Annotated in this window: 22 protein-coding genes; 9 read left to right on the forward strand and 13 right to left on the reverse strand. The window is 63.1% G+C overall.

Going from position 1 to position 25,224, the window contains the following annotated elements; genetic code table 11:
- Positions 1-115: 115 nt before the first annotated feature.
- On the forward strand, positions 116-1,981 hold the full coding sequence (locus AQUI_RS0124055; protein WP_342665615.1) for a glycosyltransferase: 1,866 nt from the start codon (positions 116-118) through the stop codon (positions 1,979-1,981).
- Here the strand turns inward: AQUI_RS0124055 and AQUI_RS0124060 are convergent.
- Positions 1,941-2,585 carry a GntR family transcriptional regulator gene (locus tag AQUI_RS0124060; RefSeq protein WP_027259808.1) on the reverse strand — a complete coding sequence of 215 codons (645 nt, stop codon included), beginning with the start codon at positions 2,583-2,585 and terminating at the stop codon, positions 1,941-1,943. The two genes, AQUI_RS0124055 and AQUI_RS0124060, sit on opposite strands and share 41 nt — an antisense overlap.
- Positions 2,586-2,727: 142 nt before the next feature.
- Between AQUI_RS0124060 and AQUI_RS0124065 the strand changes: the two genes are divergently transcribed.
- The 4 genes from AQUI_RS0124065 to AQUI_RS0124080 all read left to right on the forward strand — a co-directional run bounded on the left by AQUI_RS0124065 (position 2,728) and on the right by AQUI_RS0124080 (position 5,766).
- On the forward strand, positions 2,728-3,372 hold the full coding sequence (locus AQUI_RS0124065; protein ID WP_027259809.1) for a pyrimidine 5'-nucleotidase: 645 nt from the start codon (positions 2,728-2,730) through the stop codon (positions 3,370-3,372).
- Between the two features lie 163 nt (positions 3,373-3,535).
- Positions 3,536-3,784, forward strand: a complete 249-nt coding sequence (locus AQUI_RS0124070; protein ID WP_027259810.1) for a hypothetical protein — start codon at positions 3,536-3,538, stop codon at positions 3,782-3,784.
- Positions 3,785-3,863: 79 nt separating this feature from the next.
- Positions 3,864-5,060, forward strand: coding sequence for a UbiH/UbiF family hydroxylase (locus tag AQUI_RS0124075; protein WP_027259811.1), 1,197 nt, complete (start codon positions 3,864-3,866; stop codon positions 5,058-5,060).
- Position 5,061: 1 nt separating this feature from the next.
- A complete protein-coding gene (locus AQUI_RS0124080) occupies positions 5,062-5,766 on the forward strand; it encodes a M50 family metallopeptidase (protein WP_027259812.1) in 705 nt (234 codons plus the stop codon).
- Here AQUI_RS0124080 and AQUI_RS0124085 read toward each other — a convergent pair.
- The 3 genes from AQUI_RS0124085 to AQUI_RS0124095 all read right to left on the reverse strand — a co-directional run bounded on the left by AQUI_RS0124085 (position 5,763) and on the right by AQUI_RS0124095 (position 7,996).
- Positions 5,763-6,887, reverse strand: a complete 1,125-nt coding sequence (locus AQUI_RS0124085) for an aminotransferase class V-fold PLP-dependent enzyme (RefSeq protein WP_027259813.1) — start codon at positions 6,885-6,887, stop codon at positions 5,763-5,765. The two genes, AQUI_RS0124080 and AQUI_RS0124085, sit on opposite strands and share 4 nt — an antisense overlap.
- 198 nt (positions 6,888-7,085) lie before the next feature.
- Positions 7,086-7,544: an Lrp/AsnC family transcriptional regulator gene (locus AQUI_RS0124090; protein WP_027259814.1), complete on the reverse strand. Its 459-nt coding sequence runs from the start codon at positions 7,542-7,544 to the stop codon at positions 7,086-7,088.
- A complete protein-coding gene (locus AQUI_RS0124095; protein WP_027259815.1) occupies positions 7,541-7,996 on the reverse strand; it encodes an Lrp/AsnC family transcriptional regulator in 456 nt (151 codons plus the stop codon). Before AQUI_RS0124095 ends, AQUI_RS0124090 begins: the two co-directional genes overlap by 4 nt.
- Before the next feature lie 132 nt (positions 7,997-8,128).
- On the opposite strand from AQUI_RS0124095, the gene ilvC reads away from it, so the two are divergent.
- From ilvC to AQUI_RS0124110, 3 genes are all read left to right on the forward strand, one after another.
- A complete protein-coding gene (gene ilvC / locus AQUI_RS0124100) occupies positions 8,129-9,151 on the forward strand; it encodes a ketol-acid reductoisomerase (RefSeq protein ID WP_027259816.1) in 1,023 nt (340 codons plus the stop codon).
- A 90-nt stretch (positions 9,152-9,241) separates the two neighbouring features.
- A complete protein-coding gene (locus AQUI_RS0124105; protein ID WP_027259817.1) occupies positions 9,242-10,150 on the forward strand; it encodes a DMT family transporter in 909 nt (302 codons plus the stop codon).
- Between the two features lie 91 nt (positions 10,151-10,241).
- Complete coding sequence (locus AQUI_RS0124110; protein WP_027259818.1) at positions 10,242-11,147, forward strand: DMT family transporter; 906 nt, start codon at positions 10,242-10,244, stop codon at positions 11,145-11,147.
- Between the two features lie 11 nt (positions 11,148-11,158).
- Here the strand turns inward: AQUI_RS0124110 and glmM are convergent, their stop codons facing one another.
- The 9 genes from glmM to AQUI_RS0124155 all read right to left on the reverse strand — a co-directional run bounded on the left by glmM (position 11,159) and on the right by AQUI_RS0124155 (position 23,129).
- Positions 11,159-12,505: a phosphoglucosamine mutase gene (gene glmM, locus AQUI_RS0124115; RefSeq protein ID WP_027259819.1), complete on the reverse strand. Its 1,347-nt coding sequence runs from the start codon at positions 12,503-12,505 to the stop codon at positions 11,159-11,161.
- A 22-nt stretch (positions 12,506-12,527) separates the two neighbouring features.
- Positions 12,528-13,523: a dihydropteroate synthase gene (gene folP / locus AQUI_RS0124120; protein WP_027259820.1), complete on the reverse strand. Its 996-nt coding sequence runs from the start codon at positions 13,521-13,523 to the stop codon at positions 12,528-12,530.
- Positions 13,520-14,440: a dihydroneopterin aldolase gene (locus AQUI_RS0124125; protein WP_027259821.1), complete on the reverse strand. Its 921-nt coding sequence runs from the start codon at positions 14,438-14,440 to the stop codon at positions 13,520-13,522. Before AQUI_RS0124125 ends, folP begins: the two co-directional genes overlap by 4 nt.
- Positions 14,441-14,570: 130 nt before the next feature.
- Positions 14,571-15,224: a cell wall hydrolase gene (locus AQUI_RS0124130; RefSeq protein ID WP_027259822.1), complete on the reverse strand. Its 654-nt coding sequence runs from the start codon at positions 15,222-15,224 to the stop codon at positions 14,571-14,573.
- Positions 15,225-15,395: 171 nt separating this feature from the next.
- Positions 15,396-17,972 carry a putative PEP-binding protein gene (locus tag AQUI_RS0124135; RefSeq protein ID WP_027259823.1) on the reverse strand — a complete coding sequence of 859 codons (2,577 nt, stop codon included), beginning with the start codon at positions 17,970-17,972 and terminating at the stop codon, positions 15,396-15,398.
- Positions 17,973-18,151: 179 nt separating this feature from the next.
- Entirely contained in the window at positions 18,152-20,392 is a 2,241-nt protein-coding gene (gene glyS / locus AQUI_RS0124140) for a glycine--tRNA ligase subunit beta (RefSeq protein WP_027259824.1), read from the reverse strand.
- Between the two features lie 9 nt (positions 20,393-20,401).
- The gene (gene gltS, locus AQUI_RS0124145; protein WP_027259825.1) at positions 20,402-21,610 is read right to left on the reverse strand and encodes a sodium/glutamate symporter; all 1,209 of its coding nucleotides are present in this window, start codon (positions 21,608-21,610) and stop codon (positions 20,402-20,404) included.
- A gap of 33 nt (positions 21,611-21,643) precedes the next feature.
- On the reverse strand, positions 21,644-22,171 hold the full coding sequence (locus tag AQUI_RS0124150; RefSeq protein WP_027259826.1) for a DUF6446 family protein: 528 nt from the start codon (positions 22,169-22,171) through the stop codon (positions 21,644-21,646).
- A gap of 16 nt (positions 22,172-22,187) precedes the next feature.
- Positions 22,188-23,129, reverse strand: a complete 942-nt coding sequence (locus AQUI_RS0124155) for a glycine--tRNA ligase subunit alpha (RefSeq protein WP_027259827.1) — start codon at positions 23,127-23,129, stop codon at positions 22,188-22,190.
- A 257-nt stretch (positions 23,130-23,386) separates the two neighbouring features.
- On the opposite strand from AQUI_RS0124155, the gene AQUI_RS0124160 reads away from it, so the two are divergent.
- Positions 23,387-25,159: a trypsin-like peptidase domain-containing protein gene (locus tag AQUI_RS0124160; protein ID WP_027259828.1), complete on the forward strand. Its 1,773-nt coding sequence runs from the start codon at positions 23,387-23,389 to the stop codon at positions 25,157-25,159.
- The last annotated feature ends 65 nt before the right edge of the window (positions 25,160-25,224 follow it).

Raw genomic sequence — 25,224 nt, forward strand, 5'->3', positions numbered from 1 at the left:
TTTTTGTTATGGGGTGGCGATGGGTTTTGTGTCTCAACCGCTGCGGCAGTTCCGGCCGCCGCAGCCCGCCGGGGAGCGATCTCCGGGGCTGCCGCCGTCGGTGAATGGCCGCAGCATGATGAAAGCGCTGGTGCTGCGCCAGCACCAGAAGGCCGCCCTTGGGCGGGTGCTGGTGGCCGAGGGGCTGGCCAGTGAAGACCAGGTCCAGGACACCCTGGCCCGGCAATACCGGATGCAGCGGGCCGATCTCAGCGGCCAGGTCGCCAATCCCCGGCTACTGGCCCGCAAGCCGGCCCAGTTCTGGCTCCGCCATTGCGCCATACCTTGGATGCAGCTGGGCCAGACTGTGACCATTGCCATTGCCTGCCCCGACAGGTTCGAAGCCCTGAAGGAAGAATTGCAGGACAGTTTCAGCACCGTAACGCCGGTACTCGCCTGCGAGGCGCAGATCACTGCATTGCTGACCGCGCATTTCAGTCCTGTTCTGGTCCGCCAGGCCAGCTGTAGTGTAATCCCGCGGCAAAGCTGCCGCACGTTGCAGCCGCATAGGGGACGGGCCGTGCTGACAGCCTGCGCCCTGCCAGCACTCTACCTGGCCTTGACCGCCCCTGCAGCAGTGTTCACTGCCCTCAGCATGATGGCGCTGGTGTCGGTTCTATTGTTCACCGCTCTGAAACTGTGCGGCCTCGCATCTTACTGGTCTGCCAGAGCCCGCCGGAACCCGTCTGTGCCGCGGCTTGCTCCCCTTTCACCCGGCCAGGTTTCGCAACCGGTGATTTCTGTCATGGTCCCGCTCTACCGAGAGGCCGAGATCAGCCGGGCACTGCTCACCCGTATCCGTAAGCTCAGCTACCCTCCGGCCCTGACCGATGTGATCCTTGTGCTTGAGGAACATGACACTGTCACCCGAGCTGCCCTTGCAGGCACCCGGCTGCCGCCTTGGATCCGGGTGGTGGAGGTTCCGGCTTTTGGCGGGCTAACCACCAAGCCGCGGGCGATGAACTATGCGCTGAATTTCTGCCGTGGCGACATCATCGGTGTCTGGGACGCCGAGGACGCGCCGCAGGCGGATCAGCTGGACCGGGTGGCGCAGGCCTTTGCCCGCGCTGGCAGAAACACTGTTTGTTTTCAAGGTGTTCTTGACTACTACAACCCCGCCACCAACTGGATCTCCCGCTGCTTCACGCTGGAATATGCCAGCTGGTTCCGCATCGTTCTGCACGGAATTTCCCGGCTTGGCCTGGTGGTGCCGCTGGGCGGCACGACAATGTTCATCCGCCGCAAGGTGCTGGAGGAACTGGGCGGCTGGGATGCCCATAACGTTACCGAGGATGCGGATCTGGGTGTCCGGCTCTACCGCGCCGGTTACCGCACCGGAATGCTGCCAAGCACCACGTTTGAAGAGGCCAACTGCCGCCCCTGGCCCTGGGTCAAGCAGCGCTCGCGCTGGCTGAAAGGGTTCATGGTGACTTATCTGGTGCATATGCGCCAGCCGCTGCGCTTGCTGGCAGAGCTTGGATGGAAGCGGTTCCTAGGGTTTCAGGCGTTCTTTCTGGGCACCATCGGGCAGTTCCTGTTTGCGCCGGTTTTGTGGTCGTTCTGGCTGATTGCGCTTGGCCTGCCGCACCCCAGCGCCGGCAGCGTGCCGCCGCTGCTGCTGTCGCTGGCGGCCGCGGCGCTGGTGTTCTTTGAACTGCTCGGGCTGGTCATCAGCGCCACCGCCGCCTTTGCCATGGGGCGGCCCTGGCTGGCCGCCTGGGCGCCGGCGATGATCCTGTACTTTCCAATGGGGGCCGTTGCCGTCACCAAGGCCGCGCATGAGCTGCTCGTCCGTCCCTTTTTCTGGGACAAGACAGCGCACGGCATCAAACCTGCTGCCAAACCCCGCTGCGTACACCGGCCTGGTTTCTGGCCAGAACTCTGGCTTGGGCTTTGGCGGCTTATCCCCGCCCGCTGGCATCCTGCTTCAGACGGGTCATGAAAGCGATAGAGATATGTTCCTTCAACGCCTCACCCGCCGCTGCCTCGTCGCGGCGGCCGATCGCGTCAACAATACCCTTGTGTTCGGACTGGGCAATCTCGCTGCGCCCTTCGGCAGCCAGCGAGGTTGTTGCCATCAGCGCCATGGTCCGGTGCACCAGGTCCAGCTGCTGCACCAAATAGCGGTTGTGCGATGCCAAATGGATCTGTTCATGGAACCGGCGGTTGGCCTTGGACAGCGCCGACGGATCGCCGATCAGCTGGTCATCGGCCTCGACCATTTCCTTCAGCACCTTGATCTCTTCTTCGGTGGCATGGCGCGCCGCCAGCTGTGCCGCCAGGCCTTCCAGCTCGCGCCGCACCACATACAGCTCGGCCATCTGGTTGTGGTCCAGCGAGGCGACGATCAGCGACCGCCCGTCACGCTCCAGCAGCGATTGCGTCTCCAGCCGCTGCAGGGCTTCGCGGATCGGGGTGCGCGAGACGCCAAAGCGTTCGGCAAGATCGCTCTCCACCAGCCGGTCGCCAGGCTTGTAAACGCCAACGTCGATCGCCTCTAGGATCAGCGCATAGGCATCTTTCTGATTGCTGCGGCTCTGGCTCATGGGTCTTCCTGTCTTTTCCGGTTTGCCAATCTCTACAGCCCAAGGGGCAGCAATCAACCCTGATGGCGCTAAAGCGCTGAAAACCCGCAGTCAAAATGCGCTTTTAATTGCAATGGCGGCATCCGCCCCCTAATCCGGCACCATGCCCAAGCAATCCTTTTCCCATGTCACCCAATGGGTGTTCGATCTCGACAACACCCTGTATCCGCCGTCGGCACGCCTGTTTGACCAGATCGAGGTCAAGATGACCGCCTATGTTATGGAGGCCCTTGGCGTGGATAAAGCCAAGGCTGACCACCTGCGCAGCCATTACTGGCGCGAACACGGCACCACATTGGCCGGGCTGATGCGCGAGCATGATCTGGATCCGGAACCCTATCTGGTTGCGGTGCATGACATCTCGATGGAGCCACTTGAAAAGGACGCAGCCCTTGCTGCGAACATCCGTAACCTGCCAGGCAAGAAGATCGTCTATACCAACGGCTCCGCCCCCTATGCCGAGCGGGTGCTGGCCGCACGCGGGCTGTCGGGGCTGTTTGACGGCGTCTTCGGCGTCGAGCACGCCGATTACCACCCCAAGCCGGAACGACGCGCCTTTGACCGGGTCTTTGCCCGCGCCGGCGTAATCCCGCAACAGGCGGCAATGTTCGAGGATGACGCACGCAACCTTGCCGCCCCGCACCAGATGGGAATGCGGACTGTGCATGTGGCGCCGGAACCGGTGCAAGCTGCGCACATTCATCACCATTCGGTCGACCTGGCGGGTTTTCTGGCTGCTCTGGCCTAAGTTCCCGTCTCTGCAGGCGGCGCATTCAGGCGTCCTTTGCCGCTTCCAAGGATGTGTACAACAGCACACCGGCAAATCTTTGCAACTGCGGCAAAATATACCTGTTTGCCGCATGTTTTCCTCCCTATATGCGCCCCGAAACCGAATGCCTGGAGCCCGACCGATGAGCGCATATGCCCTTCCCGAACGCCTGACCCTGATGCAGCGCGCGCTGTTTGCCGTTCCGCTGCTGGGGCGGATGATCAAAGAGGTCGCCTATGGTCCGGAAGAGAACCTTTATTACGCCATTGCAACGCTGGTCAGCCTTTGGGGCTGTTCGATCCTGCTGTTCGGTATTCCCGGACTCTACATCCCGGCAGTCTGCATGGTGCCGGTCGTGTTCACCCTGCTGATCACCATTACCCGCGGCTAACCGACCTATCTGCGGCTATCGGCTTGTCTTCCCCTGCTGTCCGGGCCTATTTCTGGCGGCAGAACGGAGGGCTGACGAGATGGCCGATACCTGCGATATCCTGATTTCCGGCGGCGGCATTGCGGGTCTGACCGCGGCCGCCGCTTTTGCCTCCAGCGGCTTCAGTGTGATCTGCACCGATCCTGCCCCGCCGGTGACCGAGCGCGACGCCGAAGGCTCCGACCTGCGCACCACCGCATTTCTGCAGCCCGCCCAAGCACTGCTGGAACGTTGCGGGATCTGGGCGCGGCTGGCGGACCACGCCGCCCCCTTGCAGATCATGCGCATCGTCGATGCCGGCGGCGCGCTGCCCGAACCGCGGGTGGTTAAGGATTTCAATGCCGCCGATATCTCCGGCCAGCCGTTTGGCTGGAACCTGCCCAACTGGCTGTTGCGGCGCGAGATGATTGCCCGGCTGGCAGAGCTGCCCAATGTCGATTTGCGCTTTGGCACCGGCACCACCGGCCTGTTTACCCGCACCGATGAGGCACGCGTCACCCTCAGCGATGGCAGCCAAGTGACCGCAAAAATGGTGGTGGCTTGCGACGGCCGCAACTCGCCGATGCGCGAGGCGGCGGGCATTCCGGTCAAGACAACCCGCTACGGGCAAAAGGCGCTGGCCTTTGCCGTCACCCATGTGGTGCCGCATGAAAATGTCTCAACCGAGATTCACCGCTCCGGCGGGCCGTTCACTCTGGTGCCGCTGCCCGATTACCGTGGGCAGCCGTCCTCCGCGATTGTCTGGATGGAACGCGGCCCCAAGGCGCAGGACCTCTTAAACCTGGAGCCAGCCGCCTTTGAGGCCGCCATGACCGAACGCAGCTGCGGTTTGTTCGGCGACCTGAAACTGGCCTCGCGCCGCACCATCTGGCCGATCATCAGCCAGTCGGCAGAGCGGCTGAATGGCGAACGGCTGGCGCTGATGGCCGAAGCCGCCCATGTGGTGCCGCCGATTGGCGCGCAAGGCCTCAACATGTCGCTGGGCGATCTGCGCAGCCTGCTGGAACTGGCCGAGGCCCGCCCCGAAGGTCTGGGCGATGCGCAGATGCTGGCGGCCTACCACAAGGCCCGTCACAACGAGATCATGCTGCGCGTGAAGGGCATCGACCTTTTGAACCGCACCTCGATGCTGGCGCCGCGCCCCCTGCGCGACCTGCGCGCCTTCGGCCTCAACGCGCTGTATTCGCTGACCCCGGTACGCCGGACGCTGATGCAGATGGGGCTTGGTGTGAAATAACATGCGGGCAGCCGGACGCCTCCTCAAAGGCCACTGGCAGCTTCTCTGCCTGACCCTGGCCATTGCCATCCTCTGGCAAACCCCGGCGCTGCTACCCTTGCGCATCCTCACCGTATTCCTGCACGAACTGTCACACGCGGCAGCAACCCTGCTCACCGGTGGAGATGTGGTCAGCCTGACCATCGACCCCTATGAGGGCGGCAGGGTGATCTCGCGCGGCGGCAGTCGGTTCCTGACGCTCACGGCTGGCTACACCGGCTCGCTGCTGATCGGTTCTGCCCTGTTCGTGATTGCCCTGCGCACCGATTGGGACCGCAAGGTGCTCGCCGTCTTCGGTGCGATCACCCTCGCTGTTGCCGCTTTCTATGTCCGCGACCTCTTTGGGCTTGGCTTCACCCTCGCCACCGGCGCACTGATGCTGGCGGCATCCCGGTATCTAAGCCTGAATATCAATGACATGATCCTGCGGGTGATCGGGATCAGCAGCATGATCTATGCGCCGCTGGACATCTGGGACGACACTATTGCGCGCTCCTATCTGCGCTCCGACGCGCGGATGATGGCCGAGGAGTTCGGCGGCACAACAATGCTGTGGGGAGGCGTGTGGCTGGCAATCAGCCTCGGAGTGATCTGGCTCACCCTGCGCCATGGGCTGGGCCGCACAAGCAATATCCCCTTGCGCAGCCCAATCCAGTTCCTTCGTTAAAGCACCTGATCCACGACGGTCTTCAGCCGCGCGATGGTGGCGTCCACGTCATAAAGCTTATCCAGACCGAACAGCCCTAGGCGGAAGGTGCGGAAATCCGCAGGCTCATCGCATTGCAGCGGCACGCCAGCCGCGATCTGGGTGCCCAGCGCCAGGAATTTCTTGCCGTTTTGCACATCGGGGTCAGAGGTATAGCTCACCACCACCCCCGGCGCGCCAAAACCGTCCGCCGCAACCGAAGTGATGCCTTTTTCCTTCAGCAGCGCCCGCACACCATCGCCCAGCGCCCATTGCGCATCGCGCAGGCGGACAAACCCGTACTCCTTGGTCTCCAGCATGGTGTCGCGGAAGGCCTTCAGCGCATCGGTCGGCATGGTGGCGTGATAGGCATGACCGCCGTCTTCATAGGCCTTCATGATGGTGCGCCACTGTTTCAGGTTGATGGCGAAACTGTCCGAGGTGGTCTCTTCGAGCCGCGCCAGCGCCTTCTCCGAAAACATCACCAGACCTGCGGAAGGCGACGCGCTCCAGCCCTTCTGCGGGGCAGAGATCAACACGTCTACGCCGGTGGCCTTCATGTCGATCCAGGCGCAGCCCGAGGCGATGCAATCAAGCACCACCAGCGCGCCGACCTCATGCGCAGCCGCCGCCATGGCGATCACATAGTCGTCGGGCAGGATCACACCGGCTGCGGTTTCCACATGCGGGGCAAAGACGATATCCGGCTTCTGCTCTTTGATCGCGGCGACCACATCGGCAATCGGCGCAGGCTCAAACGGCGAGGCCGTTTCATTGCCGGTCCGGCGCGCCTTCATCACGGTCGAGGACGCGGTAAAGCCGCCGGCCTCGAATATCTGGCTCCAGCGGTAGGAGAACCAGCCATTACGCACTACCAGCGCATTTGCACCGCGGGCAAACTGGCGCGCCACCGCTTCCATCGCATAGGTGCCGCCACCGGGCACCAGCGCCACGGCTTCGGCGTTGTACACCTCTTTCAGCATCTCATTGATGTCCAGCATCACGCCTTGGAAGGTCTTGGACATATGGTTGAGCGAACGGTCGGTGAAAACCACCGAGAATTCATCCAGACCCTGCGGGTCAACGGTATCGAGCAATGCCATCTTGGCCTCCCTGAGATTCTTCATGAAACGGCTAGCCGGTGCCACGGGGTTTGGCAAAGCCTGCGTTGGCATACAACGGAGCAGCCGTTCTCCGAAGCGTGATATTGACTGCGGCCCGGCAAAAAGACAGCCCAAGCACGACAGAGAACACCCGCATTTGCGCCATGGCGGTTTCACATCGGCAACAAAAGTGCCGCTTCAGCCCAGCGGCCCCGGCCGGCGCTCCTCGCTCAGCAGCACATTGGCCTCGACATTGCCCACCCCCGGCAGGGTCATCACCCGGCGCCGCAGCACCCGTTCGAAATCGGAGATGTCCCGCGCCGTCACCCGCAGCCGGTAGTCATACATGCCCAGCACATGCTCCACCGTCTGCACCTCGGGAATGGCCGAAACCGCGCGTTCGAAATCCTCCAGGCTGACCCTTCCCTTGGTGGCCAGCTTCACGCCAAGAAAGACAGTGACGCCAAACCCCAGTTTCTCCTTGTCGAGATCCAGCTTGCGTCCGGCGATTATACCTGCCTCCTGCAACCGCTTGATCCGCCGCCAAGTGGCCGGCTGGCTAAGGCCCAGCTGCCGTCCCAATGCACCCGCAGATAAGGTCGCGTCCTCGGACAGCGCCCGCAGCAGGGCAAAATCGAGATCATCCAGCGTATTCATAGCGGCAGCACCTCGTCCGACTTGATCCGCGCCACATGCATCAGCGCTTCGATATCGGTAATATGCGGCAGGTTCAGAATGGCGGCGCGGTATATCTGCTGGTAATGCGGCATGTCCCGTGCGATCACCGAGAGCCGCACATCGACCTGGCCAAGGAATGTCTGGATCTCGATCACCTCGGCAATGCCGCGGGCGGATTCAATAAATTCGTCAAATGCGCGCGGGTTAGTCTTGTCCAGCGTCACCCGCAGCGACACCTCCACCTCATACCCCAGCGCCCGCCAGTCGATTATCGCCCGCTGGCCCAGGATCACGCCCCCCTCGCGCAGCTTCTCCAGCCGTCGCGACAGCCGCGAGGCGGTGAGCCCGAGGTGTTCAGCCAAATCCGGAATCGATTGCGCCGGGTCGCTTTGCAGATGGCGCAGAATGCGCCGGTCGAGGTCATCAAGCATGATTTCATCAGTAACATACACTTTGACGAATAACTATCGCAAAGAAACTGCTGAAATCACGCAGAACAGCAATCGCCTTCCCCGCGCACTTCCCTATGATGCCCTCAAACACCAAACGAAAGGACGTGGATCATGCGCGTTTATTACGACCGCGATTGCGATGTGAACCTGATCAAGGACAAGAAAGTGGCCATCCTGGGCTATGGCTCCCAGGGCCACGCCCACGCGCTGAACCTGCGCGACAGCGGCGCCAAGAACCTTGTCGTCGCTCTGCGCGAAGGCTCCCCCTCCGCGAAGAAAGCCGAAGGCGAAGGCCTGCAGGTCATGGGCATCGCAGAAGCGGCCGCCTGGTGCGATGTCATCATGTTCACCATGCCCGACGAACTGCAGGCAGAGACCTACAAGAAATACGTCCACGACAACATCCGTCCGGGTGCCGCCATCGCATTCGCCCACGGCCTGAACGTGCACTTCGGCCTGATCGAGCCGAAAGAAGGCGTCGACGTCATCATGATGGCGCCCAAGGGCCCCGGCCACACCGTGCGTGGCGAATACACCAAAGGCGGCGGCGTGCCCTGTCTGGTTGCGGTTCACAACGACGCCACCGGCAAAGCGCTGGAAACCGGCCTGTCCTATTGCTCCGCCATTGGCGGCGGCCGCTCGGGCATCATCGAGACCAACTTCCGCGAAGAATGCGAAACCGACCTGTTCGGCGAGCAGGCGGTTCTGTGCGGCGGCTTGGTTGAGTTGATCCGCTGCGGTTTCGAGACCCTGGTCGAAGCCGGCTACGCCCCGGAAATGGCCTATTTCGAGTGCCTGCACGAAGTGAAGCTGATCGTTGACCTGATCTATGAAGGCGGCATCGCCAACATGGACTACTCGATCTCCAACACTGCCGAGTACGGCCAGTACGTCACCGGCCCGCGGATCCTGAAGTATGACGAAACCAAAGCCCGCATGAAGGAAGTCCTGAACGACATCCAGCAGGGCAAGTTCGTGCGCGACTTCATGCTGGAGAACGCGGTTGGCCAGCCGACCATCAAAGCGTCCCGCCGTGCCAACGACGAGCACGCGATCGAGGCAACCGGCGCCAAGCTGCGTGGCATGATGCCCTGGATCTCGGCCGGCAAGATGGTCGACAAAGAGAAAAACTAAGGCGCCCGCGGGAATATCCGCAGCCAGTTTCCTCTGCAGGGCGCTCCACTATGGAGCGCCCTATTCATTTGAATTGACTGAGATTTTCCGATGCCAGACTCTCCCGGTGCCGCCAATTGGGCCAAGCTCTTGTTCCTCGGTGTGATCTGGGGTGCCTCCTTCATGGCCGTGTCGCTGGCGCTGCGGGGCTTTTCGCCGATGACCATCGCCGCATTGCGGATTTCAATTGGCGCGCTATGCCTGCTGGCGGTGATTTCTGCGATGGGGATCGGATTGCCCTCCCTGCGCAGCCGCGAAGGCCGGATCATCTGGGCCTGTGCCATTGGCATGGGGTTCTTCTCCAACGCCCTGCCCTTCACACTGCTGAGTTGGGGGCAAACTTACGTGGCCAGCGGTTTTGCCGGAGTTTGCATGGCAGTCGTGCCGCTGTTTGTGCTGCCGCTGGCGCATGCCCTGGTACCGGGCGAGCATATGACCCTGCGCCGCACCATCAGCTTCCTCATCGGCTTTGCGGGCGTCGTCGTGCTGATCGGGCTGGATGCTTTCCGTTCCGCCGGCAGCGATTTTGAGTCGCTTGCCCGCCTTGCCTGCCTTGGGGCCTCGCTCTGCTATGCCATCGGCTCGATCATCACCCGGCTTTGCCCGCAGGTGAACATGCTGTCGCTCTCTGCCGCAGCGCTCCTGTGCGGCGCAGCCATGATGACCCCGGCGGCACTCTGGGCCGAAGGCGTGCCCGAGCTGCCTGCCGCCCTGCCGCTGGGCGCAGTGATCTACCTCGGCCTCTTGCCCACGGCGCTGGCGCAAGTGCTGCTGGTCCAGGTCGCCCGCAGCGCCGGCCCTGCGTTCCTGTCCACTGTGAACTATCAGGTGCCGGTCTGGTCGGTGATCTTCGGCGCGGCCCTCCTGGGCGAGACCCTGCCGCCGCAGTTGTTTGCCGCGCTGGCGCTGATCCTTGGCGGCCTGCTCCTCAGCCGCCGCCGCCGCTCACGCGCGGTCTGACACGCAAACACTTCGATACATAACAAAGCAATTCCGTTGACCCCGCCCGCCCGGCGGGTTCTTGTCGCGCGGTGAACCGCAGGAGAAGACCGTGCCCGGCATCGCCCCGCGTTATTGGATGATGATTGCTGCCCTTGGCTTTGTCTGGGGTGCCACCTTTCTGCTGATCAAGCTGGCACTAGAGGGTATCACACCGTTCTGGCTGGCCGCCGGGCGGATCGGATTTGCTGCGCTTTTGCTCGGCGCAATCTGGGGCTGGCGCGGGTTCAAGCTGTTCAAATCTGAAACCAACTGGCCATCACTGGTGATCATCGGCATCCTCAGCACCGCCCTTCCCTTCATGCTGATCTCCTGGGGCCAGCAGCATGTCTCCTCCGGCTTCACCGGCGTCAGCATGGCGGCAAACCCGTTGATGGTGCTGCCGCTGGCGCATTTCTTTGTGCCAGGAGAGCAGATGACCCTGCGCCGCCTGATCGGCTTTGCCATCGGCTTTGCAGGCGTCGCGCTGCTGATCGGCGGCAAGGCGTTTGAAACCAGCGGCGCCGCGCTGGAGCCTTATGGCCGGGCGGCCTGCCTGTCGGCAGCAGCCTGCTACTCGGTCAGCTCGATCCTGACCCGGCGCCTGCCACCAGTGGACCCGCTGGGGCTGGCTGCAATTTTCCTGGTGATCGGCTGCTTCATCATCTTCCCGGCAGCCTGGCTCACCGAAGGCCCGCCGGTGATGCCGGACACAACGACACTGGCGATTGCCGCCATCCTCGGCCTGATCCCCACCGCTGCTGCCAACCTGCTGCGGGTCATCGTGGTGCGGGAAGCGGGGCCAACCTTCATGACCTTGACCAACTATCAAGTGCCGGTTTGGGCCGTGGTGCTGGGCGCCGTCTTCCTGGGCGAGGATCTACCGCCCTCGATGCTGCTGGCAATGGGGATGATCCTGGGCGGGCTTGGCCTCAGCCAGTTCGGCAAGCTGAGCCGTCTGTTCGGCAGAGGCGGCTGAGCGCTCCAGCCTCATTCCGAGACGGCAGCCTCGACCGCAGCGACCACGCTGTCAACAGCCAGTGCCATCAGCCCGGCATCCTCGCTCTCCGCCATCACCCGCACAAGCGGCTCGGTGCCGGATTTGCGGATCAACAGGCGCCCCTGGCCGGTCAATGCTTTCTCAGCGGCGGCAATGGCCTCTTGCACCCGGGTATCCTCCAGCGGCGCCTGGCCAGTCCGGAACCGCACATTGCGCAGCCGCTGCGGCACGGTCTGGAACTGATGGGCCAGCTCTGAAGCTTTCCTCCCGGTTTGCACCATCTCAGCCAGGAAATGCAGCCCTGCCATCAGCCCGTCGCCGGTAGTGGCATAATCCGACATCACGATATGACCGGACTGTTCGCCGCCGAGATTGAAGCCGCCCTCGCGCATCCGCTCCACCACATAGCGGTCGCCAACGGCTGTGCGCTCCAGGCCCAGGCCCTTGCTTTCCAGGTGCCGTTCCAGTCCGAGGTTCGACATCACCGTCGCGACCAGCGCACCGCCTGCCAACTGGCCCTGCTCCGCCCAGCGGGTGGCCAGCAAGGCCATCAGCTGATCGCCATCGGCCACCGTGCCGGTTTCGTCGATCACGATCACCCGGTCAGCATCGCCATCCAGACAAATGCCAACATGGGCTCCATGCGCCACAACCGCCTCAGCTGCGGTCTGCGGCTGGGTCGAGCCGCAGCCGCGGTTGATGTTCAACCCGTCCGGGGACACGCCGACCGGAATAACCTCAGCGCCCAGCTCCCAGAGGACCTCAGGCGCTGCCCGGTGGGCCGCACCATTGGCGCAATCGATCACCACCTTCAGCCCGTTGAGGCCAAGGTTGCGCGGCAGAGAGCTTTTGACCCGCTCACCGTAACGGAAACGGGCATCATCGATCCGCTTGGCGCGGCCGATATTGGCAGCCTGCGCGGGTTCTACCCCCGCATCGATAAGGGCTTCGATCTCCATCTCGGCGCTGTCCGACAGTTTGAACCCGTCAGGGCCGAAGAACTTGATGCCGTTGTCCTCGGAAGGGTTGTGGCTAGCCGAGATCATCACCCCCAGGTCGGCCCGCATCGAACGGGTCATCAGCCCCACCGCGGGCGTCGGCACCGGCCCCAAAAGCAGCACATTCATACCGGTCGAAGTCAGCCCAGCCGTCAATGCGTTCTCAAACATGTAGCCGGACAGCCGGGTGTCCTTGCCGATCACCACCCGGTGCACGCCAGTGCCATCACGCCGGAAGTAACGTCCGACTGCAGCGCCGATGCGCAGCGCCATCTCGGCGGTCATGGGATGGGTATTGGCAGTGCCGCGCACGCCATCAGTGCCAAAGAGTTTACGCATTATGCTTTTCCTGCCAAAAGCCTCAGCGGACGGCCTGCCAAAGTCGCAGGGCCTGAACCGTTTCAGCAACGTCATGCACCCGCAGGAATTGCACGCCTTGCCCCAGGGCCGCAAGCCCTACGGCAATTGAGCCCGGCGCACGGGCATCAGCGCGCGGCTCCTTGCCGATTTTGCCTATGAACCCCTTGCGGGACACGCCCAGCAAGATAGGGCAGCCAAGCCCGTGGAACAGGCTGAGATTGCGCAAAAGCGTCAGATTATGCACCTGCGTCTTGCCAAAGCCGATGCCGGGATCAATGACGATCTGTTCGCGGACCACCCCGATGGCTTCCAACCGGTCGATCTGATCGCTCAGGAAATCATAGACGTCCAGCAGCACATTGGCGTAATGCGGAGCCTCTTGCATGGTGGCCGGATCGCCCTGCGCATGCATGATGCAGACCGGCACGCTGGCCTGGGCCGCCAACGGCGCCAGCGCCGGATCGAAAGTGAACCCGGAGACATCATTCAACAGGTTCGCCCCCGCCTCCAGCGCTTCCATGCCCACGGTGGCCTTGCGGGTATCGATGGAGACCGGCACCGGGCTGGCCGCCCGGATTGCTGCGATTACCGGCGCGGTGCGGTCTATTTCCTCGGCTTCGGAAACCTCTTCGGCGCCCGGCCGGGTGGATTCGCCGCCTACGTCGATGATCGCGGCGCCCTCTTCCACCATCCGCAGGGCTGCCGCCTTGCCGGTTTCGACACCGGAATGCCGGCCGCCGTCCGAAAAACTGTCCGGAGTCGCATTGAGAATGCCCATGATCTGCGGCTGGGTCATATCCAGCCCGGCGATCGACGCACGCCGCGCGCTTAAGCGGCGGCGTTCCTTTTCAGGCACCAGCCCTGCCGGCGCGATCCGAGGCGGTGCGTCGCGGCTCAGGATTTCAACCTCGGTAAACCACAGGGCACTGCCTGCCAGCAGGACCGCACCTTCGGGGCGCGCCTCGCCATGCTGAACCAATGGCCGGTAATATATCACAGTAGTGTTTGCTCCACGCTGACGGCCCGTAAGGGGACACCGGGATTATCAGGCAAATCCCCGCCAAGCACAATCATTTCGCCCGCTTCAAAAGTCGCCGCAAACCAGGCCGCCAGCGCAACCGAGTTCGACGGTGGCGCCGAAGGGCCTTCCACCGCATCCAGCACGATCTTGGAAGGCGCCCAGACGCAAATCTGGCCGTTCTTCATCGCCCAGTCCAGCTCTGTCCGGGTCGAGACCACCACGCAACGGTCATCCTTGGCCGCAAGGCGCCAGGCATTCTGTTCGATTGCCAGCAGATCGATCCGGCGCTGGGTCCATTTGTGGCCGGTGGCGGGAACTTCCAGCAGGTGGGCGCCAACGCACAGGATCAGCGGCCGCTGGCGGCATTCCATCTGGTCGATCCAGGCGGTCAGGTTACCGCTGTCGATCGCGTCGTTCGAGAGATACATCAGCCGCGGATGCGGGCGCTCTTCCTCATCCACCGGATGGGTGATCTGGTCCTTGGAACGCACCACCTCGACGCCCAGCGCGCCAGGGCCGCGGTCCAGCTTCTCGATCCGCACAAAGGCGCGCACCGCCTGATGCTCCAGCAGGATCCGCTCGGCCACACGCTCGGCCAGGGTTTCCAGCAGGTTCAGCCGTTCGGCTGCCAGCTCATGCGCGATCGCCTCAGACACTTTGTCATAAGACAGGATCCGGTCGACATCGTCATCCAGATCCTTCGGCAGCGGCGAGATTTCCACCACCACATTGAAACAGATCCGCTGGGTGGTGCCGCGCTCTGCCTGAAACGCGCCGATCTCTACCTCGACCGTGTGGTCCCGCAGGGAAATACGGTCCAGCGGCCCCGGCGCGGCAGTGGCCACAGAACGCTCGGACGGGTGCGCAAAGGCAAGGCGGATTTCAGAGGGCATGGGAAAACGGGCCTTTGGCTGGCAGTGTCAGGTGATGGGACCCAACAATAGTATTTCAGCGCCGTCATAACAGGCCCGCAAACGCCACGCCAGTGGCCGAAAGCGGCACTGGTGTGGCGCCTTCAGGCGGTCAGTTGCTCAGCGCCGTCCGGTAACGTTCGTCCCGGTAGAACAGGTGAACACCAATGCGCGTTGTGTTTGTGAAGGTGCGGCTCCAGCGCGGCCTGACCGCGGTGGTATGATAGTAGGTCGCGCCTCCAGTCAGCTCTGACTTCAGCCCGTCCAGCGCGGCACGCGCCACTTTGGCCACGCGCTGATACGCCTTCTTTTCATTGATCACTTCCTTGTGGCCATCGCAGGTGTAGGTGAACTGGCACTGGTATTTGCGCCCGGTTCCCTGCTTGATCACACCGCAAAGCGAATTCGGGAATTGCGCGCTCTTGACCCGGTTCAGGATCACTTCGGCCACTGCGAACTGTCCTTTGACAGTTTCGCCGCGGGCCTCGAAATACAGCGCTTCGGCCAGACAAGCGAATTGCTCACCGCCGGCAGCTTTTGGCTGTGCATCCAACCAGGCCTTGCTGTATTCGATCTGCGGTCGTGCTTTACGGCTCTTGAACGCGTTGTTGCGGATTCCGAAAAACCCGCTGAACTTCCGCGCCGGCACTGCACTCAAACTGGCTTGTTCACGCTCGATCAGCGTACCCAGACCGGTTTCGGCAGCAACACTCTTACCCATCGTGATGGTGGCAGCCATCACGGCAATCATAGTCAACAATTTCATTCAGGGTTCCCCCGTCCTAGCAGCTTGTGCCCGGTTCCCCCAGCACATGCGGTCGCATCCCTTAAGGGAAAAGACCCGAAACGTCCAGCGTTCGGGCAACAACCGCAGCCTTGGGGAACACACTCACACCGCCGGTCTCACACCGGCGGCTGCTGAATGGCCCAGATTTTCTTAATATTTTGTGTATGTTGGCGCCGTCTGCCCGGTCTTTCCGGAAATTGCCAGCTGGGCTGCGGCCAAACGCGCAACCGGCACCCGGAAGGGAGAACACGAAACGTAATCAAAGCCCGCATCACGGCAAAAGGCAATCGATTCGGGGTTGCCGCCGTGCTCGCCGCAGATTGACAGGGTGATCTCCCCGTTTTCCGCCCGGCCGCGCTGCACACCCAGTTTCAGAAGCTCCCCCACCCCGTCAGTGTCCAGCACATGGAACGGATCCTCGGGAAAGACCCCCTGGTTCACATAGTCCGACATGAACCGCCCGGCATCGTCGCGCGACAGCCCATAGGTCATCTGGGTCAGGTCATTGGTGCCAAAGCTGAGGAACGCAGTATGCGGTGAAATCTCGCCCGCCCTGAGCGCCGCGCGCGGTGTTTCCACCATGACACCAAGACGGTAGGTGAAGTCCTCGCCGCGCTCCGCTTTGACTGCCGCGGCCACCGCATCGATGCGGGCCTTGACCAGTTCCACTTCGCGCTTGGCCGAGACCAGCGGGATCATGATTTCAGGCACCACAGGCTCGCCTTCTTCCGAGGCCTCCAATGTGGCTTCAAAGATCGCGCGCGCCTGCATGTCATAGATTTCCGGAACCGTGACCCCCAGCCGCACACCGCGCAGGCCCAGCATGGGGTTGTATTCGCCCATTTCCTCAACCCGGCGGGTGACATCGCTGACCGGGATGCCCAGTGCCTCGGACAGTTCCCGCTGGCCGGTCCTGGTGGCAGGCAGGAATTCATGCAGCGGCGGGTCGAATAGGCGGATGCAGACCGGCATCCCCTCCATGATCCGGAACAGTTCGCGGAAATCGTCGCGCTGCATCGGCAGCAGCCGCTCCAGCACCGCTTCGCGGCCCGACGGCGTCTCTGCAAAGATCATCTCCCGCATCACCGTCAGGCGGCCGGGTTCAAAAAACATGTGCTCCGTCCGGCAGAGGCCAATGCCCTGCGCATTGAATCTTCTTGCCGTTTCAGCATCTTCCGGCGTATCGGCATTGGCGCGGATGCCAATGTCGCGGGCATCGTCCGCCCAGGTCAGCAAGGTTTGCAGCGCCCCGTCCTGAGCCGCCTCCAGCATCGCCGGCTGGCCCGCCAGCACATGACCGCTGCTGCCGTCGATAGTGATGATGTCGCCGGCCCGGAACACCCGGCCATCGGCAGCCTCAAGCATTTTGCGCTTGCTGTGGAACTTCATGTTCGAAGCACCGACTATACACGGCAGCCCCAGCCCGCGGCCGATCACCGCCGCATGGCTGGTCATGCCGCCCTTTTCGGTCAGCACACCGGCAGCGGCATGCATCCCGCGCACGTCTTCGGGCGACGTTTCCCGGCGCACCAGAATACAGGGCTCCCCGCGGGACGCGCTTGCCTGCGCGCCGGCCGCAGTAAAGACCAGCTTGCCGGTCGCCGCGCCTGGGCTGGCGGCAATGCCGCGGCCGATCACGTCGCGTTCCGCATCCGGCGCCACTTGGCGGTGCAGCATCTCGTTCAGGATATGCGCATCCACCCGCATCAGCGCCTCTTCCTGCGGGATGATGCCGTCTTCGGCCAGCGCCACAGCGATCCGCACCGCAGCCTGCGCCGAACGCGCCACCCGCACCCCGTCCAGGATATGCACGCGGCCGCTTTCCACGACAAATTCCAGCTGCATTTCCTCACGCAGCTTCTTACGCATCAGCGCCGCGTGGGATTGCAGGTTCTCAAAGGCCTCCGGCGCCAGCTCCTCCAGCGACAGCCCGCGCGTGTCCTTGGCCAGATACAGCGCCTTGGCACCCGCCCCCAGCGCATCGCGCCCCTGGCTCTGACTCAGATAACGGCCGGTCAGCTGCGGGCAGCCGGTGGTTGAATTCACCAGCTGCAGCACGCCTGAGCCGCATTCGCCCTGGCCGACGCCGGGGATCATTTCCTGCACGACCAGCCCCAGCCCCGCATCTGCAGGCGCGCCTTTGGCCTGACGCAGAATCCGCGCCGAGGTGCCTTCCCAGGCCCGCGCCATCGACCGCAGCACCGCCGCCAGCTGTTCGCCCGGATCCTGCGGGAAAGGTTCATCCGTTTCCGCCTCATACGCATGCAGGATCTCGCTCAGCGCATCCGGGCCGCCGTCTTCAACGTCGTCGAACACATCCGGATCCAGCCGCGCCACATGCACCGCGTAGGATTGCACGAACCGCAGATACAGCGCCGCCGCGGCCTGTCGCCCCAGGCTGTCGCACAGGTCCACATAGCGCGCGTCGTTCATGCCGATATTCAGGATCGCGCCCGGCCCCCCCCAGTCGGGGTCTTCCGAGGATGGGCGCACGCACAGCAGTGCCTCCGGGTCGAATTCGCTCAGCACCGCTGTCAGGTCCGGTATTTGGCCTTCGGCAATAGAATGCACCGCGTCAAAAGACAGCGCCACCGTGCGCGGCACAGGCAGGTCCAGCCGTTCCAGCCGTTGCAGGCACTTCGCCCGCCCGCCATGGGTGGCGGTGGCAATCGGTGCGGTCGCGGTGATGAGGGAAGCCGGCGGGATCTGTTCAAAATCTTTCTGCACTGCAGCACGTCTCCTTTGAAAGTCACCATAAGGGGAAGACGCGATGGCGCAAGGGTCTTGTAACTGGGCAGTGACGGCTGAAGGCTTCGAAGCAAAGAAAAACCGGCCTTCCCTTGCGGAAAGGCCGGTGCCTCCGGCGGAGGTATTTGGAACCAGAAAGAAGCGGCTGGTGTGTCCGTTCAGCCTTCGATCTTGGTGAGATCCGCGACCTGCCCGCAAACCTGGCGGATCTGGCTCAGGAGATTCAGACGGTTGCGGCGCACCACTTCGCTGTCCGCATTCACTTGCACTGCATCAAAGAAAGCATCAATCGGCGCGCGCAGGGCGGCCATGCCCCGCATGGCAGCCGCGAAATCTTCGGCCTCTATGGCCGGAGAGATCGCCGCCCCGCCTGCCTCCAACGCATCGAACAGCGCGGTCTCGGTGGCGTCTTCGACAAACTTGCGGTCAGCGCCATAGGAGTATTCGACGCCGTCCTTTTCCTCGGCCTGGGACAGGATGTTGTTGGCGCGTTTGAAGCCCTGCAGCAGGTTGGTGCCATCCTCGGTCTTCAGGAAATCCTCCAACGCGCGGGCGCGTTTGGCGAGCAGCGTGAGGTCGTCATTGCCGTCCATCGCGATACAGGCGTCGATCACGTCATGGCGGATGCCCTGATCGCGCAGGAAGACCTTGAGGCGGTCGTGGAAGAAGGAGAGAAGGTTGGCGGAGATGTCCGGAACTTTTGTGTCTAGCCCCTCTATTGGAGATGGCAAATCTGTCCCCCCAAGAGCACTGGCTTGCACCTCCTTAAATGCCGCTCCAAACACCCCGTGTTTAGCAATTTTGGCGATCAGATCATTGAGCATTGCCTGACCCATCGATCCTTCAGAATGATTAACATTCATCTCAGTCCGCAGCAGCTGGCTGTCAAAGAACCTGTCCAGCGGCATCCGCACCTCATTTTCCAGCGCCAGCCGGATCACCCCCAGCGCCGCGCGGCGGAGGGCAAACGGATCCTTCGACCCCGTCGGCTTTTCATCAATCGCCCAGAAGCCGGTCAGCGTGTCCAGCTTGTCCGCAAGCGCCACGGCAACAGACACCGGCTCCGACGGCACATCGTCGCCCGGACCCAGCGGTGAGTAATGCGCTTCGCAGGCGTTGGCGACTTCCTGCGGCAGGCCAGCGGCTTCAGCGTAGTAGCGGCCCATCAGCCCCTGCAGCTCCGGGAATTCATAGACCATCTCGGAGCTAAGGTCGGCCTTGGCCACCCGTGCTGCCTGCTCTGCCAGATCCGCATCGGCACCCACCACCGGCGCGATCTCGCGGGCCAGCGCGGCGATGCGGTCAATGCGTGCGGCCTGGGTGCCCAGCTTATTGTGGAAGGTCACGTTGCCGAGGTTCTCGACCCAGGCGCTCATGCCCGCCTCGGAGTTGGCCACGCGCAAGTCGTTTGTCCAGAAGAACTTGGCATCGGCCAGACGCGCCGACAGAACCTTTTGGTTACCCGCCAGGATAGTCGCGCCATTGTCCGCGGTCTCGCAGTTGGCAACGGTGATGAACTTCTCAATCCGGCCCGTCTTAGGATTCCTGACCGAGAAGAACTTCTGATGCTCCTTCATGGAGGTCTGCAAAACCTCCGGCGGCAGCTCCAGGAATTCTTCGTCAATGGCGCCCATCAATACCACCGGCCATTCGACCAGGCCGGCGACCTCGGCCAGCAGGCCCTTGTCCTCGACCACGTCCAGACCGTTGGCAAAGGCCTGATTGGCGGCTTCCTGCCAGATCGCCTCAGCGCGTTCGCGGGGGTCCAGCACCACATGCGCGCGCTTCAGCTTGGCGGCGTAGTCGTCAAAGCCGGTGACGGTGATCTCTTCCGGCGCCATGAAGCGGTGGCCGCGGGTGGTGCTGCCCGATTTGATGCCGTCGATGTCCAGATCCACAACTGATGCCCCGGCCTCATCCGACAGGATGCAGAGGATCGAATGCAGCGGCCGCACCCAGCGCAAGCTCCCTGCGCCCCAGCGCATCGACTTGGGCCAGGGGAAATTGCGGATACAGTCTTCCAGCACTTCGGCGATAATCTCTGCTGCCGCACGCCCCGGCTTTTCGATCAAGGCGAAATAGACCGCGCCTTTGGGGGTGTCGCGTTCCTCCAGCTGATCACGGGTCAGACCCGAACCGCGCAGGAAGCCTTCGATGGCCTTGTCCGGGGCGCCGACCTTGGGGCCTTTGCGCTCTTCGCGGATGGTGGGGCTTTCTGCTAGCAGGCCATCCACCGCCAGCGTCAGGCGGCGCGGCGTCGACAGCGCTGCGGCACCGGCATAGGTCAGACCCGCCCCGACCAGGCCATCGGTTACGCGTTTCTTCAGATCCTCAGCCGCGCGTGCCTGCATGCGGGCCGGGATTTCTTCGGAAAAGAGTTCAATCAGCAGATCGGGCATCGGGGGTCCTCAGAAATTCACAATCGCCTGAATGACGATGGCATTGGCGATATCAACAAAGAAGGCGGATACAAGGGGGAGCACAACAAAGGCAATAGGCGACGGCCCGTAGCGTTTGGTCACAGCGGTCATATTGGCAATGGCAGTGGGGGTCGCGCCGAGCGCAAAGCCGCCGAACCCGGCGGCCAGCACCGCAGCCCGGTAGCCGCGGCCCAGCAGCGGGAACAGAACAAACAGCACAAAGGCCACCGTGAACAGCGTCTGCGCCAGCATGATGACGGCAATGGCCAGTCCCAGCCCGGCGATGGTCCACAGCTGCAAGGCCATCAGAGACAGGGCTAGAAAGGCGCCTAATGAGAACTCCGAGATCAGAGCCAGCGCCGGGGTGCGGGCCACCGGGGCGGCACTGGGCGCAATCAGGCTGCGCAGGTTGGCCAGCAGAATGCCGGCGATCAGGCAGGGCACAAATAGCGGCAGCTTCACCCCCGCAGCATCAAGTCCGAGGTAAGCAGAATACCCCAGAATGATCGCCAGGTTCAGGTACAGCATCACCCGCATCAGATCGAGGTGGCCAACGCTTGCCGTCTCAGTATCCTCATGCGCCAGCCCGACGGTCTGTTCTTCTTCCGGCCGTGCAGGCGTCAGCCCATGCCGGTTGATCAGGTGCCGGGCAACCGGCCCGCCCACGAGTGCTGCCAGCACCAGCCCAAGGGTGGCCACCGCCACGCCCAATTCGGCAGCACCATCCAGCCCTGCAGCGGCGACCACATCGGGCGCCCAGGCAATGGCTGTACCATGCCCGCCAATCAGCGCGGCCGAACCGAACAGGACACCTGCCTGAACCGGATAGCTGAACATCACGACTCCGGCCGCGCCGATCACGTTCTGGGCCAGAATGGCCAGCAGGGTCAGCACCAACAGGATAACGAGAGGCCTGCCGCCGGCCACCAGGTCGGGAAGCCGCGCATTAAGGCCGATGCCGGCGAAAAACAGCACCAGCAGGTAGTCGCGGCTCTGCATCTCGAACTCGATTTGCAGACCGGTCAGGCTGTAGACCAGCAGCACTGCAACCGAGGCGGCCAGCCCGCCAGTCACCGGTTCCGGGATATTGAACCTGCGCAGCACAGCAACCTTGGCATTCAGGCGTGCGCCCAGCAGAAAGACCGCAAACCCCAGTGTTACCGAGATGAAATCAGGTATGGTGATATGCGTTTCCATGTCCCGCGCGGCCTGCGCCTCTCAATGTTCCGGTTATTCGCCCGGCTCGGGCCGGGCCGGGCATTCTTCGCCCACCACGGTGCCGTCGTAGGCTTTCTGGCCGCATTTGTTCAGCTCGTGCCAGACATAGCCGCGGCCCTCGTCGGTGACGGCAACAACCCGGTCGACACCGAATGAGATGTTCTTGACCGACAGGAAGGATTTGGCCGAGCCATCTGCCAGTTTGGCGCCGATAGCAGCGGCATCAAAGCACTCGAACCAACCCGGCGCGTTGCGCGGTTCCAGCTTGTCCGTCAAGGTGAACAGCTGCGCCAGCGCGTCCGGTTTTACCTTGGTCGTGAAACAGGCGCGGTAGCGGATCGGCGAGCTGCCGGCGTCAATCGCCTCAAAGTCCGAATAGGCCACGGGCTGCGCCTCACCGCCGTCCAGCGGCACCAGCATCACGTCGCGGCCCGGCTGCAGCTCGACGTTATCGTAGAACGCGTAGATCTGCAGGTAATACATCGCTCCGCCGGCGGCGAGCGCCGACAGGATCAGGATCAAAGCAAGAACTTTCCCCATACCGTGCTTTCCCCGCTCAGGCCGCGTTCCCGGCGGTAAAACCGCCAGCCTCGGTCAGCACAAAAGCGTCGGCGCATTGCTTGGCCAGCGCACGGACCCGGCCGATATAGGCCTGCCGTTCGGTGACCGAGATCACACCGCGCGCATCCAGCAGGTTGAAGATGTGGCTGGCCTTGATGCATTGGTCATAGGCGGGATGCGCCATGATGATGCGCTTGCCAGTCTTCGGGTCCTGATGCTCCTGCGCCAGAATGGCGGCGCACTCGGCCTCGGCTTCTTCGAAATAGCGCAGCAGAACTTCGGTATTGGCCACGTCAAAGTTCCAGCGGGCGTATTCTTCCTCGGTCTGCTTGAAGATATCGCCATATGTTAGCGGGATCATTGCATCCGGATCGTTGAACGGCATTTCCATCACGTGATCGACACCCAGCACATACATCGCCAAACGCTCCAGACCATAGGTCAGCTCGCCAGACACGGGATGGCAGTCATGGCCGCCGACCTGCTGGAAATAGGTGAACTGCGAAACTTCCATGCCGTCGCACCAGACTTCCCAGCCCAGGCCCCAGGCGCCCAGCGTCGGGCTTTCCCAGTCATCCTCGACAAAGCGGATATCATGCATCGCCATATCGACACCGATGGCCTCAAGCGAGCCGAGATACAGCTCCTGCAGGTTCGGCGGCGAGGGTTTGATCAGCACCTGATACTGGTAGTAATGCTGCAGCCGGTTCGGGTTTTCACCATAACGCCCGTCGGTCGGACGGCGCGACGGCTGGACATAGGCCGCGGCCCAGGCTTTGGACCCCAGCGAACGCAGCGTGGTCGCCGGGTGGAAGGTCCCGGCGCCGACTTCCATGTCATAGGGCTGCATCACCGCGCAGCCTTTGGCGGCCCAGTAATTCTGGAGCCTCAGGATAATCTCTTGGAAGGAGCGCGGCGCGCCGTTGGTCTGGGTCATCTCGTATCCCTTTGGGGGCATCTGGGGCAGCAATTGCGGGGATCTTCCTATGCAAGGCAATGGGCAGGGTCAACGCCCTCTGGCCTTTGTGCAGGGCAGCCAGGGCCTGCACCCTGCAGCGCATCGGCAACAAAAGTGCAGGAATGCGGCAACGGGGCTGGAATTCCCCCTGCGATGAGGAGTTCCCTTTGCCGTGCCAAAATGCTTAACCTCCGCGGCAAAGAATAAGAGATCTTCCGGGATACGAGGCCCTGACAATGAAAAAACTGTTTGCCGCTCTGGCGCTGCCGCTGATTGCGCTGGCCATTGCGTTCACCGCGCCTGTTTCGGCGCAAAGCAGCCGCGATGCGGTCTGGATCCAGATCGCCGCCCGCCCCTCCCTGCGCGAGGCCGAGGGCGAGGCCCGCACCTATGCCGCCCGCCTGCCGGATGTCTCCGGTTATGCGCTGGGCGGCGGCTGGTACGGTGTGGTTCTGGGCCCCTACGCCCGCGACGACGCCGAACGGGTGCTGCAGGTCTACCGCGCCGAGGGCCAGATCCCGCGCGACAGCTTCATCGCGTTCCGCCGCAACCTGCGCAACCAGTTCTACCCGGTGGCGGCAGATGCAACTGCTCCGGAGCAACCGGCGCCCGCCCCCGCACCGGCGGCCCCTGCGGCGGCGAATCCCGCGCCGCAGCAACAGGCCGCCGTGCAGTCGAACTTGCCGGATGAGACCCCCGCCGAGGCGCAGCGCAGCGAACGCGCGCTGTCACGTGAGCAGCGGATGGAGCTGCAGGTCGCCCTGAAGGCCGCAGGCTTCTACAGCTCGTCCATTGACGGAGCCTTTGGCCGTGGCACCCGCGGCTCGATGAGCGATTGGCAGACGGCCCGCGGCTTTGAACCCACCGGTGTGCTGACCACCGCCCAGCGCCAGGTCCTGATGGATGAATACAACGCGCCGCTGATCTCGGTCGGCATGGCGCGGGTGGAAGATGCCAAAGCAGGCATCGCCCTGCAGATCCCGGCGGATGAGGTCGCGTTCGACCGCTATGAATCACCGTTTGCCCACTACGCCGCCAAGGGCGATCTGGGCGCCGAGGTGCTGCTGATCAGCCAGCCCGGCGATAAGCGCACGCTGTTCGGCCTCTATGACATTATGCAGACGCTTGAGATCGTGCCGCTGGAAGGTCCGCGCCAGCGCGGCAAGGACAGCTTCACCATCGAAGGCCGCAACAGCAAGATCGTCTCCTTTACCCAGGCCAGCCTGAAAAACGGCGAAGTGAAGGGCTTCACCCTGATCTGGCCGGCCGGCGACGAAGACCGCCGCACACGCGTTCTTGCGGCGATGCAAGCCAGCTTCACCCGCCTCGAAGGGGTGCTGGACCCGGCAGCTGGCGGCGATGCGGTGCAGAGCATTGATCTGGTCTCGGGCCTGGAAATCCGCAAGCCGAAACTGTCGCGTTCCGGTTTCTTTGTCGATGGCGACGGCAGCGTGCTGACCACCTCCGACGTGGTGGCGGGCTGTACCCGGATCACATTGGACCACGGCTATCAGGCGGAAGTGGCGGCTAACAACACCGCAGACGGCATCGCCATCCTGCGCCCCGTCCAGGCGCTGGCGCCTGCCGCGGTTGGTGAACTCAGCGCCGCCTCGCCGCGGCTGCAGTCTGAGATCGCTGTTTCCGGCTTTTCCTACGAGGGCGTCCTGGGCGCACCAAGCCTGACCTGGGGCAAGGTCGCAGACGTCAAAAGCCTGGATGGCGACACCGGCGTTGCCCGCCTGGAGCTGGCAGCCCAGCCCGGCGATGCAGGCGGTCCGGTTCTGGACAGCACCGGCGCTGTTCTGGGGATGCTGCTGCCGCGCACAATCGAAGGCAAGCAACTGCCCGAAGGCGTCAGCTTTGCCGTCAACGCCGAAGCCATCCGCAGTGCGCTGAACACCGCAGGCATGACCCCGGCAGCAAAGAGCGCGTCAGCAGGCAGCTTGCCCAATGCCGCTATGACCCGGCTGGCGTCCGGTATGACCGTGCTGGTCAGCTGCTGGGAGTGACCGGCTGGCCGTCATTCGTGTCATGCCCGCGGTGCCTTCAAAGGGCGGCAGCTCAATCACAGGCA

It is taken from the genome of Leisingera aquimarina DSM 24565, from assembly GCF_000473165.1.
In the GTDB taxonomy this organism is placed as follows: Bacteria; Pseudomonadota; Alphaproteobacteria; order Rhodobacterales; family Rhodobacteraceae; genus Leisingera; species Leisingera aquimarina.